The sequence below is a fragment of the Prevotella sp. oral taxon 317 str. F0108 genome (genome assembly GCF_000162415.1).
GTDB classification, from domain to species: domain Bacteria; phylum Bacteroidota; class Bacteroidia; order Bacteroidales; family Bacteroidaceae; genus Prevotella; species Prevotella conceptionensis.
Genome location: NZ_GG740074.1, coordinates 352850 through 367646 on the forward strand (window position 1 = coordinate 352850; position 14797 = coordinate 367646).

A 14797-nucleotide genomic window follows, 5' to 3' on the forward strand; every position below is an offset into this window, starting at 1 on the left:
TGTTTCAAAAAGGCAATCAATTCCTCTCCATTTGCAGAAATATTAAAAGTCAAGTCTATTTCATTATTTTTTTCATTTTTACTTGTAAGTTTAAAGAAAATAAGCTATATTTGCCAAATATCTAATCATTAAAACTGACCATTATGAACCTGACATTAACAGCCATAAAGCGGCTCGCATTGTCGCTCCTTTTGCTTTTTGTAATAGGGGTTTCAACTTTAATGAGCCAAACCTATTACGATCGAATAACAAATGTTCAGACCCCTAATGTGGCAAACCTTGGCGTTTATGAGGAAATACCCATTACACCATTTACAGGCACTCCCAACATTAGTATTCCTCTTTATGAACTCAATCTGGAAGGTTTAAAGTTTCCCATAACCCTATCTTATCATTCAGGTAGTGTCAAACCCGATCAACACCCCAGTTGGGTAGGGCTTGGTTGGACGCTTAATGCGGGTGGTGTTATCTACCGAACAATCAACGAAGGTCCAGACGAGTACTCTGCGCCAGGCATTTTCTTTGACTATACCCATCGGGGATATTACTTCCAGCATAGTATACTAGATAACGACAGTTGGAACAATGCCGATTATTTGAAAGAGCGAGCAAGAACTACTTATACTACGTACTGGGATAGAGCGCCAGATGAATTTTCCTTTCAATTCTTGGAGTACTCAGGTAAGTTTTGGCTCTCTGAAAAAGGAGAATGGAAGGTGCAATGTAGCAAACCAATAAAGGTAGAGTTTAATGGCAACTTTGTGGATATCCCAAAAGATTTACATTGGCCTCCAAACGAAATGCGTCGTAACCAAACGCCAACGTTCGCAGGTTTTACGCTTATTGACGAAAAAGGGAATCGTTTTGAATTTGGATATACGTCCTCTGCCATTGAATATTCGAAGAAGTTCTTTAAGCAGGGTCTAGACATTTGGTTTGCCAATGCCTGGCATCTAACGGGTATTGTATTGGCGAATGGTCAAAATGTAAGACTAAATTACGAGCGGGGTGCTTATATAGACCAGCTTTACTCCTCGTACATGAGAGTTTTAGACCAAGAAGGGAAAAACCCCAAGTGGTCTTCATGCAATTCCTCTTTTGCTTCTTCGCAAGATATGACCATAAGCGGAGAACTTCTGTCGCCAGTTTATTTGGAATCTATTAATGGAGAAAATGAGGACTTGGAATTTAACCGTACCTTGTCTAACGACCTGCGGGTTCAGTCGTCTAAATACCATGATTACTTTACTTCCATGAAATTGTGGCCCGCATTCAACCTGTTGATGTATGATTTGAACCCGGAACAAAAAGAAGATTTAGATGGATGTCTTTCCAAACTGAAATGGTATAAACTTTCAGACATCACCGTTGAACGTAAGAACGGATACCCAAACATGCATCTTGTACTCGACTATGATGAAAATCCTAATCAGCGACTCATCCTAAAATCTATAAGAGAAGAAGACATGCAACATGCAAGGACCGCTAAAAAGTATAGTTTTGAATATAACCGTCCCGACATGTTGCCCCCATACCTCTCTAATGAGACAGATCATTGGGGATATTACAATGCACGCGAAGCTAGCATAATGGATTTAGACGGCTATTATGCAAAAAAGGAAGCTAATCCTAACTGTGCCTCATTGGGATTGCTCACAAAAATAACCTATCCTACTGGTGGTTATACGCGCCTGGTGTTCGAACCACACCAATATTCTAAAAACTTAAAGCTAAACCGTTGGGAAGGTTGTTTTACAGAAAATGTAGATAAGTATGCAGGTGGTGTCCGCATAAAGGAAATATACTCCTCACCCACTGATAGAGCGGAAGACGAGACCTTAGTACATCGCTATTATTTCAGTAAGTCAAAGGATGGACGGTCTAGTGGTGTATGCGGTGGACAGTTTAAGTATTTCTACCGTAACAACACGATTAAACCTTTTGGCAATAAAAGCTCTAAGCGAGTGTCCATATTCACTTCTAGTTCTGTTCTTCCTGCTTGTGCCAATAGTCAGGGTACAAGCGTAGGTTACACGGATGTGATTGAAACAAATGCTGATGGCTCTTACCAAAAGTACCACTATACCAATTTTGATAATGGACATTTGGACGAACGTTTCGAATGCAACATGCAGCAAGGGATGGAAAATAACGAGCAGTATGCCAACAAAGGGCAAGAGCGAGGACTGTTGTTGCGTAAACAAAGTTTTGACAACACGGGTAAGCTGCGTCAAGATGAAGACATAAGCTATGTGAAAAATAAGATAATCGAGAATTATGTGCGTGCTATGAATGCCAATTGTTACAATATCTGTGGGGGCGAGGCTGGTTCTTATGGCGAGGGCGTATGCTATAAGATATACACCTACTCAATGTTGCCAGCCACACGTCGTGAAGTGTTTTTTGAGAATGGCGACAGCCTGGTTAAACAGTTTCGATACAATTATAATGCTCGTGGAATTTTACAAGAAACCATTACCACTCTACCAACGAATGATAAGCTACGGCATTTTATAACATACGCAGAAGACATGAAGGCTACGCCAACTTATGATGCCATGGTGAACCGCCACATGGTGGGCGTACCCATCGAACAGTTCACGTTTAGAAACAGTTCACTCGTAGATGCCACGTTAAATACGTTCAAGCTTAATATTAAGAATAGCTGGCCCGTGCTTGATAAAGTTTACCACGGAATGTTCAAATTGCCTTACTCCAAAACCGAACCTGTACGTTTCGATGGCGAAACCGTTCCACAACGGTATGGTGAGGCCGAAATACAATTCAACAACTATGATGCTAGCAACAACTACCGTGAAGCCATCGGTAAAGGAGGTAGGCGCGTGGTGTTCTTTTGGCAAAAGGGGTTCAAACAACCTGTGGCAATTTTTAAGAATGCTCAGAACAACAGGGACACAATATATGAAAAGCGTGTAAACCGCGTATGTAAGGGACTAGCTGTTGAGTGCAAACCATACGCTAAAAAAGAAATAACATTTACTACAGAACAAGAAACAGAGGTGGAAGTAGAAATGTTTTTCCCCGAGAGTGATAAAAAGGACTTCTTTATGTATGTTGGCGTAGATCAGCATACTGTGAATCTGCTTATCGATTTCAGGCGCGATCCCCAAAACCGTGATAGATATTATGCAAAGCTGGGGCGAATATCTGCAGGTAAACACACGTTGCATGTAGTGGTAGAGTATGTGGGTAAAGAAGGGAAAGCTGACGAAAGTGGATATTCTGTGTATGCAAAAGTAAATTGTTATTATACGGTTATAACTTCACTTCCACCACGCATTGTAGGCTATAATAATGTTTTCTATGAAGGGTTTGAGCATGGAAGAGGGAAGAATACTTTCCCTGGTGGTTTTCATAGCTATTGGGGTTATCGTGGTCTGTATCGTGCACGTTTGGACATCGATCCGAAAAAACGGTATTTTATCGATTATCAAGTGTACCACAATGGGGGCTGGCAGTATAAGTGCGCTCCATTTACAGATGGAGAGTACATTATAAATGAGAACAACGAGCCTATTGATGACATACGGATATACCCCGAGGATGCGGAAGTGATGTCATTCAATTATGATGGAACAGGGCAAATAACAAGTCGAACTGACCAACGAGGCTATACCTATTCTTACGGATACGATGCCTTTGGACGATTGGTCAGCGAACATGATACGGATTGGAATACACTGAGAAGTTACGAATACCATTACAAAAATCAGGAGGCAAAATGAAAATGATTAGGCATTATACATTTAATTGGCAAGCAACATTGCTATGCCTTGCAGTATTTCTTGCAAATCCTTCTACAAAGTGCTTTGCGCAAGACAATACGCGGAGCTATATCAAGACAAGCGTGCATGTAAAAAGAAACATCGACGGATGGTTAGACAACATACAGTACGTTGACGGCCTTGGCCGACCTGTGCAGAATGTGCAGATTCATGTTACGCCAAACAAAAACAATTTGGCCGACAGGATTGAATATGATGTTATGGGAAGAAAAAGCAAGATTTGGCTGCCCATACCCACTATGGCAGACTATGTGGAAACTGCTAACATGTATAATGACTACATGGGTGTCTATCATGAAGACACAGCTCCATTTGAACTGCGCACTTACGAATCTTGGCAGAAAGGAAGGAAAACAGCAAACATCGGCCCAGGACAGGCGTGGGCAAAGCATCCCTCAATCTCATCTTTCCATACCAACAAAAGCAGTGGTGTACTAGCTTGCAAAAAGTACGCTGTGGATGAAGCCACTGGTACATTGAAAGAAGAGGGTTTCTATCCCAGCAACCAATTGCTCGTGCAAAAACTTACCGATGAAGACCGAAATGAAAAGTATGTTTTCGCCGATGCTGAAGGGCGGCAGTTGCTGGTGCGTAGAGTGGATGGAAACACGTATAGCGACGTATATTTTGTACACGATCTACGTGGCAACATTCGCTACGTGCTGCAACCGATGTACCAAAAGCAGCCCAGTATCGACAAGTTTGCCTTTCGTTATCTATACGACGAGACCAACCGCTGCATCGAAAAGCAATTGCCTGGCTGCGAGAAAACAGACTACGCCTACGATGCTGCCGACCGGATGGTGATGTCGCAAACAGGAAACCAACGTCGAACAGGACATAAAACGTTCTATCGATACGATGCTTTGGGACGTAACACCTATGTGGTGGAGCGCGCCGTGGGCAACGACAGCCTCGTAACAATTAGAAAGTTTTACGACGATTATAGCTTTCTCGATCAACAGGGGTTCAACAGTCCATGTTTTAAAGTTAGTGCACAGCGTGCCCAAGGCCTGCTAACAGGACGCGAAGTGGCAGTATATGGTTGCGACAGCCTTTTGCGCGAGGTGAATCTATACGACCGCAAGGGTAGACTTACCCGTCAGATACGCACCAACATGCGGGGTGGATATGATGATACGAGTTATGAATACAGCTTCACCGACAAACCCGTAAGCAAACTTATGGTTCACAGTACAGCAAATATGCCTACACTAACGCAACGCTACGAATACGAGTACGATCATGCCGACCGACTGGCAAAGGTTACTTATAGCCTGAACAATGCTGAAAAGAAAACGCTGCGCGAAATAGATTATGATGAGTTGGGAAGAGTTAACTCTGAAACAACAGGAGATATACCAGAGTTGGGACAAGTAATTAACTACAACATAAGGTCTTGGCCCACTAGCCGTTATTCCCCTTTACTTGAAGAGCATATCTGTTACGAAGACGCCACACAGGTCTTTATGGAGAGCGTTACACCTTGTTATAATGGCAACATCTGCGCCTACTCTTCTTCTGTGGGCAAACCCCAGAGGGGTTACCTTTGGGGTATCTGTAATATTACGCGTAGTTTCAGTTATTGTTATGATGGTCTTTCGCGTCTGAAAAGGGTTAAATATAAAGATAGTGATAGCCCAGACCACAACTACAACACCAACTATGAGTATGATTTGCAAGGAAACCTGCTCAAGTTGCAGCGCAATGGCCTTTGCGACTACGATACTTATGAACCTATAGACTGCATTTCAATGGAATACGATGGCAACCAACTGCACAAAGCCACCGACCCCTGCACCGACCCCGCTTTCCCAAATGCTCTATACTTTGCGGATGGAGCAGACCAACCAGAGGAGTACACTTACGACGCCAATGGCAACATGACTGCCGACTTAAACAAACACATCCGCAAAATAAGCTACAACACGCAAAACTTACCACAAGAAGTACGTTTCGACGATGGCAGCAGCATTGCTTACCTCTACGATGCCGACGGAAACAAGCTGCGCACCAGCTATGCCATAGCCTCGTATTCCGAGAGCATGCCCATTACACAGGTGATGCACGGCAACGTTTCTTCACAAACCCAACAACCATATATGGCACGCAACAGCATCGACTATTGCGGCAGCGCGGTTTACGAGAATGGTAAGCTGGCCTACGTGCCGATTGATGGTGGCTACATAACCTTCGCCGACAGCACTGCCACATCTGCCCCCACCTTTCATTATTATGTTAAAGACTATCTGGGCAACAACCGCCTTGTTGTTCGCGACGACGGCTTTGGCGAACAAATGAACCACTACTACCCCTTTGGTGCCTTAATGTCGGTAAGCACTCAAGGTGCAGCCCAACGCTATAAGTATAACGGCAAAGAGCTAGACCGCATCCACGGCCTAAATCTCTACGACTATGGCGCACGCCAATATGATGCAGCACTAGGACGATGGACTAGCATTGACCCATTGGCCGAGAAATATTACGACATCTCACCCTATGCGTATTGCGCAAACAATCCAGTGGTTTTTGTAGATCCTGATGGATGTAAGTTTGACTTCTCCAAGATGACAAAGGGTGAATACCAAAGTTATCTAGGCCAGATAAATCCGTTGCGTGAGGCTAGTCCGTTGTTTAACACGATGTACTCATCATTAGAGAACTCTAAAGAAACATACTTTATAAGCTTCGACAGGGTGCCGTCTGTTGTAAAGCAAGCAGGTGATATTGATGGACATTTCGTGATGGATGATAACGGTGGAGGCAGTGTTGTTTTCGATAAGGAGAAACTGGGCAACATCACGAACGTCGTGTTGGCAGAAGAACTCTTTCATGCATACCAACATGACAATAGGAAAGGGTATGACAAAGGAGAATTTAATAGAGAGTTTGAAGCAAAGATCGTCGCATACTTTATTGGACAAGATATGGTAGGATCTGCTGCTTTTGACAATACGAATGGTTTTGTAGATCGTATTTTAGATGGTAATTATGGCAGTGCTTTTCAATATCTAACTCCGAAAGCCGTTATGTCCAAGCCTTTTCTCGATGATTATATCTCTAGTGCAGAGTATTTTGCTAACTATAACATCATAAACAAGGTCGGAGGAGTAAACTATCATCTACACACTACAGTCAGCCCTTATTCTTTACAGAAAATAGTATTAGACACATATAATAAATAACACAATACAATATGAAGACAAAAATTTTAGCAATGTTTTTCTTACTGCCTCTATTCTGTTCGGCACAAATCACTATGGATGATGATTGTTTTGATAGGAGTAACAGGATATTCGCAAAAGTAATACTCGAAGTTTTTGATACAAGCTTCGTCCATAAAATGGTGGATAATGGTCAACGTTTTCTCCTTGTGCTGAACGTTGATACTGCTGGGTATGTGCTAGGTGTGCGTAATGGTAGAGGCAACTTTCCCGAAACCCAAGTAAAGGAAATGACGGATAAGCTCAGAGAGTACTTCCAAACTAATATGGTACAGTTCCCCCTTTGCTATGTCCTTCAAGACATAGGACTATCGAGTGAGGACCAATTAAAGTTGGCACGTAAGATATTTAGCGAAAAGAAAGAGAGGCTATTCGGTGCAAATTTCCCAGGAGGCTTGTTTTTTCCTTATGAAGCTGATAAAAGGAAAGGCTTTAAGGGTTCTAAGTTCGACTATTTGTTGCTGAGAATAAGCCAGCAGAAGATACCGATTAAGAAGAAAGTAAGTAAAGGTGGGAAAAAGGACGATTAGAATGATAACGCGCCACATCACCCACAACGGCTGTGACCTGCACAACAACCCCCAGCGCATACAGTTTGCCAACGGCAACGTAACGCAATACGCCTATGGGTAGATATGATTAACCTATCAACAGAAAAGAATAGTATATATGAGTTTGCGGGGCATGCTGCCCCAAAAACAGATGCAGGAACTGATACGGGGAATGCAATTGATAATGAGAATAAGATACGGAAAGAATTGGGAAAACCATTAAGAAAAAGGAACGAGAAACATGTTGAATAGTGTATATCTAATGCTAGTGGCCATGCTTTTGCCTGGTGTTTCTAGCAAGTACCAGCTTATGAGGGATTATACATGGACTTACCAGTATACCTTAATTATGAATGTAGACAAAAGACCAGTGAAGAAGTCTGAGAAAAGGCTGATAAGTACACAAATTATGTGCGGAAACGGTGGATGTAGGACAATAGCTTTTAAGGATTCAAGCATAGCTTTATCTTGGAAAGAAACTGGGCCTATAGATACATTGAAGTGGAGTATCAAGGGTGACACCTTGACGTTGTTCACGCATTTTGATCACATTGAGTTTATGCGGAAGAATACGTATGAGAAGTTTATAGTGCGAGTGAATAAGGAACAACAAAAGGGGGATCTGGTGTCATTTAAATGCCCGAATATTTCATATCATTTTGCCTTAGAGCCAACTGATGTACAGACACAAGGGAAATAGAAGAAGGCCTACACGGAAAAACCCGCCTAGTGGCCAACGAAATCGTTGCTCACACCTTGAAATAGAGGTTAAACCCTATGATCTGCAAAAAGAATATTAAACAACGACAAATGTGACATCAATGATATGAAAGCAAAAGTTATCGCATTTCTCCTTTGGGCCTGTCTTCCATGCCTTGGACAAGTGGTGATTTTACTTGTTGTTGCTTGTAAAGAAACGGATGGTAGCAGGGAGTATTACCCACAGTTACCCGTAACCTCCTATGCGCTTAAGACCAACGGAGACACGTTGAATGTTGTAGAAACGGATGCCAAAGGGGGAAATGGGCGTGTGTGGAAACTGTATCTTAAAGGTGATGAATACTATATGGAGTGGCTTGGCGTGGAGATGCTGATGATGTCTACCCATCAATTAACCGATTCCTTATATGCAAACTCGATGAAGTATCAGCAGTATCGCGTGTGTATAGAGCGTATGAACGACTCGCTTTTTGCCTGTTCGTTCTATCAAGACATACCCACAAAATGGCTTTTGCTTAGAATGTATTATGACAAGGACTATAATCTTACCGCTATACAGCGAGAAGAGGCTTTTGTTGATTATGAATGTGAGCGTTGAATTTAAAGTTTTGTTTCTGAAGAGTTTTACCATTGCAGCTATGCGTTCAAGCCAGTATGTGTAGAAACGATTACGGCACAGGTAAATGCCATACAACGAGTAATTTGAAAGTTTAACAACCGAGAAATATGGAAAGGAAGGGTTTAATAAAGATATTGATGGCTATCACTACGATTGTTGTTGTGCTTGTTTCTTTTATGAGATACATGGAAAAAGGTGATGAGCTGAAATTCCACTTTTCTTCTGGAATTAAATCATACACATTGAAAAGGCAAGGAGATACGTTGAAGCTTATAGAAAACAATGGTGAACAAACACGAAACAGGGTGTTTGTTATGTATCGTAAAGGCAACGATTTCTATTCGGCTTTGCTCGGCCGCGAACGGCTGGTTTTGTCTAACCGATTAACGCTCGACACCATATATAAGAACTCTCTCGTGGGTGCGGAAGTAGCTCTTGCGGTAAAGCAAGAAAAAGATTCACTTCGTTCCTCTTTTATTTTTGTGTCGGGTGAATGCAATTTTCCTCGGATAAAGCTGTTTTATGATAAAGAATACAACATAAAGAAAATACAAAGCTATGAGCTCCTTTTAAACTATGCGCCAGATTAGGGCGAAGTATTATGGGATGTCTGAGTTCCAGGACCGGATAATGAAACCATGTATGGTACAGAGGATAACCCCTATATCTAGAGAGGCTGTCATGTCTAATGCCTTTCTTGATGATTATATGGTTAGTGCCGAGAAATATGCGAAGCATAATATAGAAAAAGAAATTGGTGGAATAAATTATCGCTTGCATACAAAGGTTATGCCTTATGCACTGCAAAAGATAATATTAGACACCTATAAATAAGACATCGATAATATGAGAACAAAAATTATTGTATTTCTCCTTTCATTCTATCTACCCTGTCTTGGGCAGGTAGCGATTGATAATGATTGTGGTTTTCGCAGTTGTAGGATATTCGGGCGAGTGGTGTTGACAGTTTTGGGACTAAATACTGTACGAGAAATGTTAGAACACAATCAACGCTTGACTTTATGGCTAAATATAGACAGCTTAGGATATGTTCTAAGTGTTAAAAAGGCTGGTGGGGAAATGCCCCAACCACAACACGAGGAAGCGGTAAGTAAACTTAAAAGCTACTTTCAACAAAATATGGTACAGATGCCTATTTGCTATGCTCTAGAAGACATTGACCGTACGTATGAAGAACAGCTGAAGCTTGCGATTGAAAGTTTTCGTGAAAGTGGACTAAGAACAATCATTGCATTTTTCCCAGGTGAACTGCCGTTGCGCTACGAGATGGCTAAGAATTCTGGCTATAAAGGTTCAATGCTCGACTATTTGTTGCTGAAACTAAACGAGCAGGAAATACCGATTAAGAAGAAAGTACGTGTGCATGAGAAAAAGGACATCTTCGTTGAGCCATGAACAACGCCAAGCTTGCTTAAAGTATGATTGGACAAAATCTGCATTTTAGTCTAAAGGTTAGTTGATAAGTAAAATATACAAATTTGGTGCTCGTTCACCTTAAAAACATAAAGAAGATGAAGAAAAAGTTGATAAGTAAAATATATAAATTTGGTGCTCGTTCACCTTAAAAACATAAAGAAGATGAAGAAAATATTGTTCTATCTACTTGTAATCGTTTGCCTCACTACCTCATGTGTTTGGCAAAGAACAAAGAGATATAAAATACCGAAGACAAATAAGGTACTGCTAATTTATAGACCTTGGTTTACGGGGGCTGCGTACGTAACAATTAGAGACAGTGGTGCGACTGCGCTCAAGAAATCAGACGTTGATGTTATACGCGTTCCCATATACGAATCGACAGAACTTAATTTTGTGCTGGAACAGTCTGATCCCGATAAAATATATTATGTCGACCCATGGGATTTTGCCACACTACATCCTAGACAAAAGAAGTATAAAAAAATCAGGTTTGAAGACAAACGATTTTACCAGCCGAGACAACCAGCTACCAGGTTCGATGTTCGGCCTGGGTATATAGAGGTGGGTGTAAGAGCTTATGCCAACTATGTAATTTACAGCGAAGGGAAGGACTATATCGAACTAGAACCATTCTGATGTTTGATACTATTACCAATATTGAGGGGTGCTATAGACAAGCCCAGGTAATATTTCCTAAATAATAGAAATAATGAAATTTAGAACTACACTTATGAATAGACAACGATTTCTGCACATCGTCTTGGCAGCATTCATTCAATGTTCCTACGGGATAATGGCGCATGCCCAAGGGTTTAATGCGGTAGAGAAAATACGCAACGCCTACCGCGTGGGCGACAGGATGACGGGAAGGCAGCTGCTGGTGGGCAATGTGGCTGGCCTGCTTAACGATAGTATATGCGACTTGTCTCAAACGCAAGTGGCCAACGATCGCTATACCTGCCGTTATGAAAAAGGCCCAAACAATGACGTGATTAGCCGATTGGAGCATGGCACACGCTATTTCTTCGAACACAAGGGCGACAGCTTGCTTATTATGGGGTTTGAAAACCATTTGGCAAAGATAGATTACGACCTACCCGAGCTGTGGTTAAAGTTCCCCATGCACGCTGGCGACAGCCTTTCGGGACTGTATCATGGTTGTGGACTATATGGCGAACGATGGAATGTGAGGAAACTAGGTGATTATAAAACGTGGGCAAAGCTGTGCCGAACAATGGTATTGCCAGAAGGCGACACACTACGCAACGTGTTGCGCCTGCATACTCAACGACAGGTCTGCACGCTCAATAGTCCAGCGAGAATGCCCGGCGACAGCCTGCCACACTTTACAACCGACAGCATTCGCTGGCATTTGGCCAACAACAAGGGCGTACTTGTCGAAAACGTTTATCGCTGGTATGTGGCGGGGTGGCGTTATCCTATACTAGAAGCTTACGTTACGGGGGGCACGCAGAGCCAAGCACCTTTGTTTACCACAGCATTTTATTATTCGCCTCGCGAACAGGAATGTCTGTCCGATGACAATCCAAATACGCTTATCCGTAAGGCTGTAACCCAACAAGAGGTCAATGGCAACGCACTCGCAGATAACGATAAGGATCTTGACTATAAGGTTTCGGTAGACAGTGAACGCAAAACGATACGCCTGACTTACAATTTGGAGCGAGAAACCCACGTTCGGCTTATCCTCTCGGATAATGCAGGCATTGTTTACAAAACTTCAGAACGAAAGGACACACCAGGCAAAACACATGTACAAGAGATAGGGTATGGTACGCTCCCACGAGGACGTTATGTGTTATATATCAATGCGAATGGGAAACGCTACGCAGAGAAATTTAAACACTAATAGCCTGTAAAGTCTAAAAGTTCACAAAAGTCAAGTAAGTAAGGACTATGTCCTATTTAGAATGAGGTAGCAGGCGAAGTTATTTTTATTAAACAGCCTGAAATTGAGAACCAATTCAGGCTTATAGCATCTATTCTTCGCCTGCCCCTGCATTTTATCTCTCTAAGGTTTAAATTCGCCGCAAAACAGAGGGCGATACGAGAAAAAGACGTATCTTTGCCGCAACAGAATATTCAGCAAGCATCTACTTAGCCACTGCACCAAGGGGGCGAGTAGCCGCATAGCCTTCTGACAAAGCATAAATAAATAATGAAAAAGAAACTTTTACTACTATTACTCCTAACGGCAAATACGGCCTTGTCCACATTCGCCATCAACAAAAAGCCGTTCACCATTCCAGAGGTTAAGGAGTGGAAAGGGACAGAAGGAACGCTCGTTCTTTCGGGTCGCATCGTGTGCAATGGTGCAGAAGAAAGACGAATTGCACAGCAACTGGCCGACGATTATCGGCAGATGTTCGGCACGGCACTGACCCTTGCCCAAGGTAAGGCGCAGAAAGGCGACATCGTATTGAGCCTTAAAGCCCCCAAGACGTTGGGCGAAGAGGGTTACATCATGACGATAAACGCTCAGGCTACCATCGCCGCCGCCAACCGAAAGGGCCTTTATTGGGGCACACGAACCCTGCTGCAACTTGCCGAACAATCGGAAACGCGCGCTTTGCCCTGCGGCTTTATCAGCGATGCGCCCGATTATCCGTTCCGCGGCTTTATGCTCGACTGCGGCCGAAAGTTCTTTTCCATGCCCATGCTCCGCCAATATGTGCGCATGATGGCTTATTATAAGATGAATGTTTTTCACATTCACCTCAACGACAACGCCTTCCATTGGTTCTACAACGAAGATTGGAGCCGTACGCCTGCTGCTTTCCGCATGGAGAGTAATTGGTTTCCTGGCCTCACGGCTCGCGATGGACATTACACCAAAAAAGACTTTATCGCCCTGCAAGAGCTGGCCGACAGCGTGGGCGTTGAAATACTTCCCGAAATTGATGTGCCTGCACACTGCTTGGCTTTGACGCGTTTTCGTCCCGACTTGGTGAGCAAGGATTATCCGCCCGACCACCTCGACCTGCTCAACCCTAACACCATTACCTTCTGCGACTCGCTCTTTACCGAGTATCTTGAAGGCAAAAACCCCGTGTTCCGCGGTAAATACGTGCATGTGGGAACCGACGAATACTCGAACAAAGACCAAAACGTGGTGGAGAAATTCCGTGCTTTTACCGACAATTATATCCGTTTGGTTGAGAAGTTCAACCGTAAGGCGGTGGTGTGGGGTCAACAGACGCACGCCAAAGGCACAACGCCCATCAAGGTGAAGGATGTGTTGATGTTCTCGTGGTCTAACGATTACTCCAAGCCCGACGAGATGATGAAGTTGGGATATAACCTTGTGAGCATCCCCGATGGTCAGGTTTACATCGTGCCGAAGGCCGGCTATTACTTCGATTACCTCAACACGAAGAAGCTTTACGACGAATGGACACCTGCCAACATCAACGGCATGAAGTTTGCCGAACGCCATAAACAAATTGAGGGTGGCGCATTTGCCGTGTGGAACGACATCGTGGGCAATGGCATCAGCGACAAGGATGTGCATTATCGCGTGCTGCCTGCACTGCAAACGATGGCCACCAAGATGTGGACGGGCGCCAAACCAACATTCGCCTACGATGCGTTTGTTGGCAACGCTCGCGCATTAAGCGAGGCACCCGGCATGAACTACGCGGGCTATTACCCTACGGGCATGGTGTTGCAACAGCCATCCGTCGCCCCCAATGCCGTGCAGAAGATACCGCAAATAGGCTGGAACTATCGTGTTAGTTTCGACATCGAGGCGCAACAAGAGGCTCGCGGCACCGTTCTGTTCTCCTTCGGCGACACGCATTTTTATCTTTCCGACCCCGTTGCAGGCAAGATTGGTTTCTCGCGCGACGGCTATCTCAACACGTTCGACTACCAGTTGTTCCCTGGCGAAAAGGTTCGCATGACCGTTATTGGCGACAAAGAGAAAACCTCTCTTTACATCAACAACCGCCTTGTGAGCGATTTGCCCGTACGAAAGATGAACTTTGGCAAGCGCGGCGACATGTATTACATCAGCACACTGGTGTTCCCACTGCAAAAAGCTGGTAACTTTAAGAGTAAGATAACCAACTTAAAGGCAGAAAGTATGGAATAGTGGGGTCCAAAAGGAACGTTTTCGTTAAGCCAAATGAACAATGTCGAACTTGTTCGAACATTGTCATGGCGAGAAAACGCACTTTTCGAGGAACGAGAAAAGAAGGTATGGTGCAGCATGCTTTGGCGCAACGTGTCTTACCAATACGGCAAGTTAACAAGAGTAGTTTATCCTGAACTGTAATTTTAAAACCCTCCACAGAAAAGGCGCAAGTATTGTCTTTCGACAAAGCTTGCGCCATAACAGAGTTATATAATTTGCGACAGCTTAACAACGTGCCACAAACAGGTAAGGAGTGCCACGCCCCCCGCTACAAAATGCAA

The 14797-nt window shown here is 43.4% G+C and carries 11 protein-coding genes; all 11 read left to right on the plus strand.

Annotated elements, in window-relative coordinates:
* Positions 1-143 precede the first annotated feature (143 nt).
* Positions 144-3746, plus strand: a complete 3603-nt coding sequence (locus HMPREF0670_RS10865; RefSeq protein ID WP_044078155.1) for an RHS repeat domain-containing protein — start codon at positions 144-146, stop codon at positions 3744-3746.
* The gene (locus tag HMPREF0670_RS15350) at positions 3743-6991 is read left to right on the plus strand and encodes an RHS repeat-associated core domain-containing protein (RefSeq protein ID WP_052296877.1); all 3249 of its coding nucleotides are present in this window, start codon (positions 3743-3745) and stop codon (positions 6989-6991) included. Before HMPREF0670_RS10865 ends, HMPREF0670_RS15350 begins: the two co-directional genes overlap by 4 nt.
* An 11-nt stretch (positions 6992-7002) precedes the next feature.
* A complete protein-coding gene (locus HMPREF0670_RS10875; RefSeq protein WP_044078156.1) occupies positions 7003-7560 on the plus strand; it encodes a hypothetical protein in 558 nt (185 codons plus the stop codon).
* A gap of 105 nt (positions 7561-7665) precedes the next feature.
* Entirely contained in the window at positions 7666-7833 is a 168-nt protein-coding gene (locus tag HMPREF0670_RS16395) for a hypothetical protein (protein ID WP_157579621.1), read from the plus strand.
* A gap of 574 nt (positions 7834-8407) precedes the next feature.
* The gene (locus tag HMPREF0670_RS10885; RefSeq protein WP_009231202.1) at positions 8408-8899 is read left to right on the plus strand and encodes a hypothetical protein; all 492 of its coding nucleotides are present in this window, start codon (positions 8408-8410) and stop codon (positions 8897-8899) included.
* A 128-nt stretch (positions 8900-9027) separates the two neighbouring features.
* Entirely contained in the window at positions 9028-9510 is a 483-nt protein-coding gene (locus HMPREF0670_RS10890; RefSeq protein ID WP_009231203.1) for a hypothetical protein, read from the plus strand.
* Between the two features lie 52 nt (positions 9511-9562).
* Positions 9563-9754, plus strand: coding sequence for a hypothetical protein (locus HMPREF0670_RS10895; protein ID WP_139145435.1), 192 nt, complete (start codon positions 9563-9565; stop codon positions 9752-9754).
* 12 nt (positions 9755-9766) lie between these two features.
* Positions 9767-10336, plus strand: a complete 570-nt coding sequence (locus tag HMPREF0670_RS10900) for a hypothetical protein (RefSeq protein WP_044078159.1) — start codon at positions 9767-9769, stop codon at positions 10334-10336.
* 183 nt (positions 10337-10519) lie between these two features.
* Positions 10520-10996, plus strand: a complete 477-nt coding sequence (locus tag HMPREF0670_RS10905) for a hypothetical protein (protein ID WP_044078160.1) — start codon at positions 10520-10522, stop codon at positions 10994-10996.
* A gap of 94 nt (positions 10997-11090) precedes the next feature.
* The gene (locus HMPREF0670_RS10910) at positions 11091-12230 is read left to right on the plus strand and encodes a hypothetical protein (protein ID WP_157579622.1); all 1140 of its coding nucleotides are present in this window, start codon (positions 11091-11093) and stop codon (positions 12228-12230) included.
* Positions 12231-12539: 309 nt separating this feature from the next.
* Positions 12540-14474 carry a family 20 glycosylhydrolase gene (locus tag HMPREF0670_RS10915; protein WP_009231207.1) on the plus strand — a complete coding sequence of 645 codons (1935 nt, stop codon included), beginning with the start codon at positions 12540-12542 and terminating at the stop codon, positions 14472-14474.
* The last annotated feature ends 323 nt before the right edge of the window (positions 14475-14797 follow it).

What these genes read in the sequence shown, in the direction of transcription:
- HMPREF0670_RS10915 (WP_009231207.1), top strand. Translation starts at nt 12,540, where the DNA reads ATGAAAAAGAAACTTTTACTACTATTACTCCTAACGGCAAATACGGCC.
- HMPREF0670_RS10900 (WP_044078159.1), top strand. Translation starts at nt 9,767, where the DNA reads ATGAGAACAAAAATTATTGTATTTCTCCTTTCATTCTATCTACCCTGT.
- HMPREF0670_RS10885 (WP_009231202.1), top strand. Translation starts at nt 8,408, where the DNA reads ATGAAAGCAAAAGTTATCGCATTTCTCCTTTGGGCCTGTCTTCCATGC.
- HMPREF0670_RS16395 (WP_157579621.1), top strand. Translation starts at nt 7,666, where the DNA reads ATGATTAACCTATCAACAGAAAAGAATAGTATATATGAGTTTGCGGGG.
- HMPREF0670_RS10895 (WP_139145435.1), top strand. Translation starts at nt 9,563, where the DNA reads ATGGTACAGAGGATAACCCCTATATCTAGAGAGGCTGTCATGTCTAAT.
- HMPREF0670_RS10905 (WP_044078160.1), top strand. Translation starts at nt 10,520, where the DNA reads ATGAAGAAAATATTGTTCTATCTACTTGTAATCGTTTGCCTCACTACC.
- HMPREF0670_RS10910 (WP_157579622.1), top strand. Translation starts at nt 11,091, where the DNA reads ATGAATAGACAACGATTTCTGCACATCGTCTTGGCAGCATTCATTCAA.
- HMPREF0670_RS10890 (WP_009231203.1), top strand. Translation starts at nt 9,028, where the DNA reads ATGGAAAGGAAGGGTTTAATAAAGATATTGATGGCTATCACTACGATT.
- HMPREF0670_RS10875 (WP_044078156.1), top strand. Translation starts at nt 7,003, where the DNA reads ATGAAGACAAAAATTTTAGCAATGTTTTTCTTACTGCCTCTATTCTGT.
- HMPREF0670_RS15350 (WP_052296877.1), top strand. Translation starts at nt 3,743, where the DNA reads ATGAAAATGATTAGGCATTATACATTTAATTGGCAAGCAACATTGCTA.
- HMPREF0670_RS10865 (WP_044078155.1), top strand. Translation starts at nt 144, where the DNA reads ATGAACCTGACATTAACAGCCATAAAGCGGCTCGCATTGTCGCTCCTT.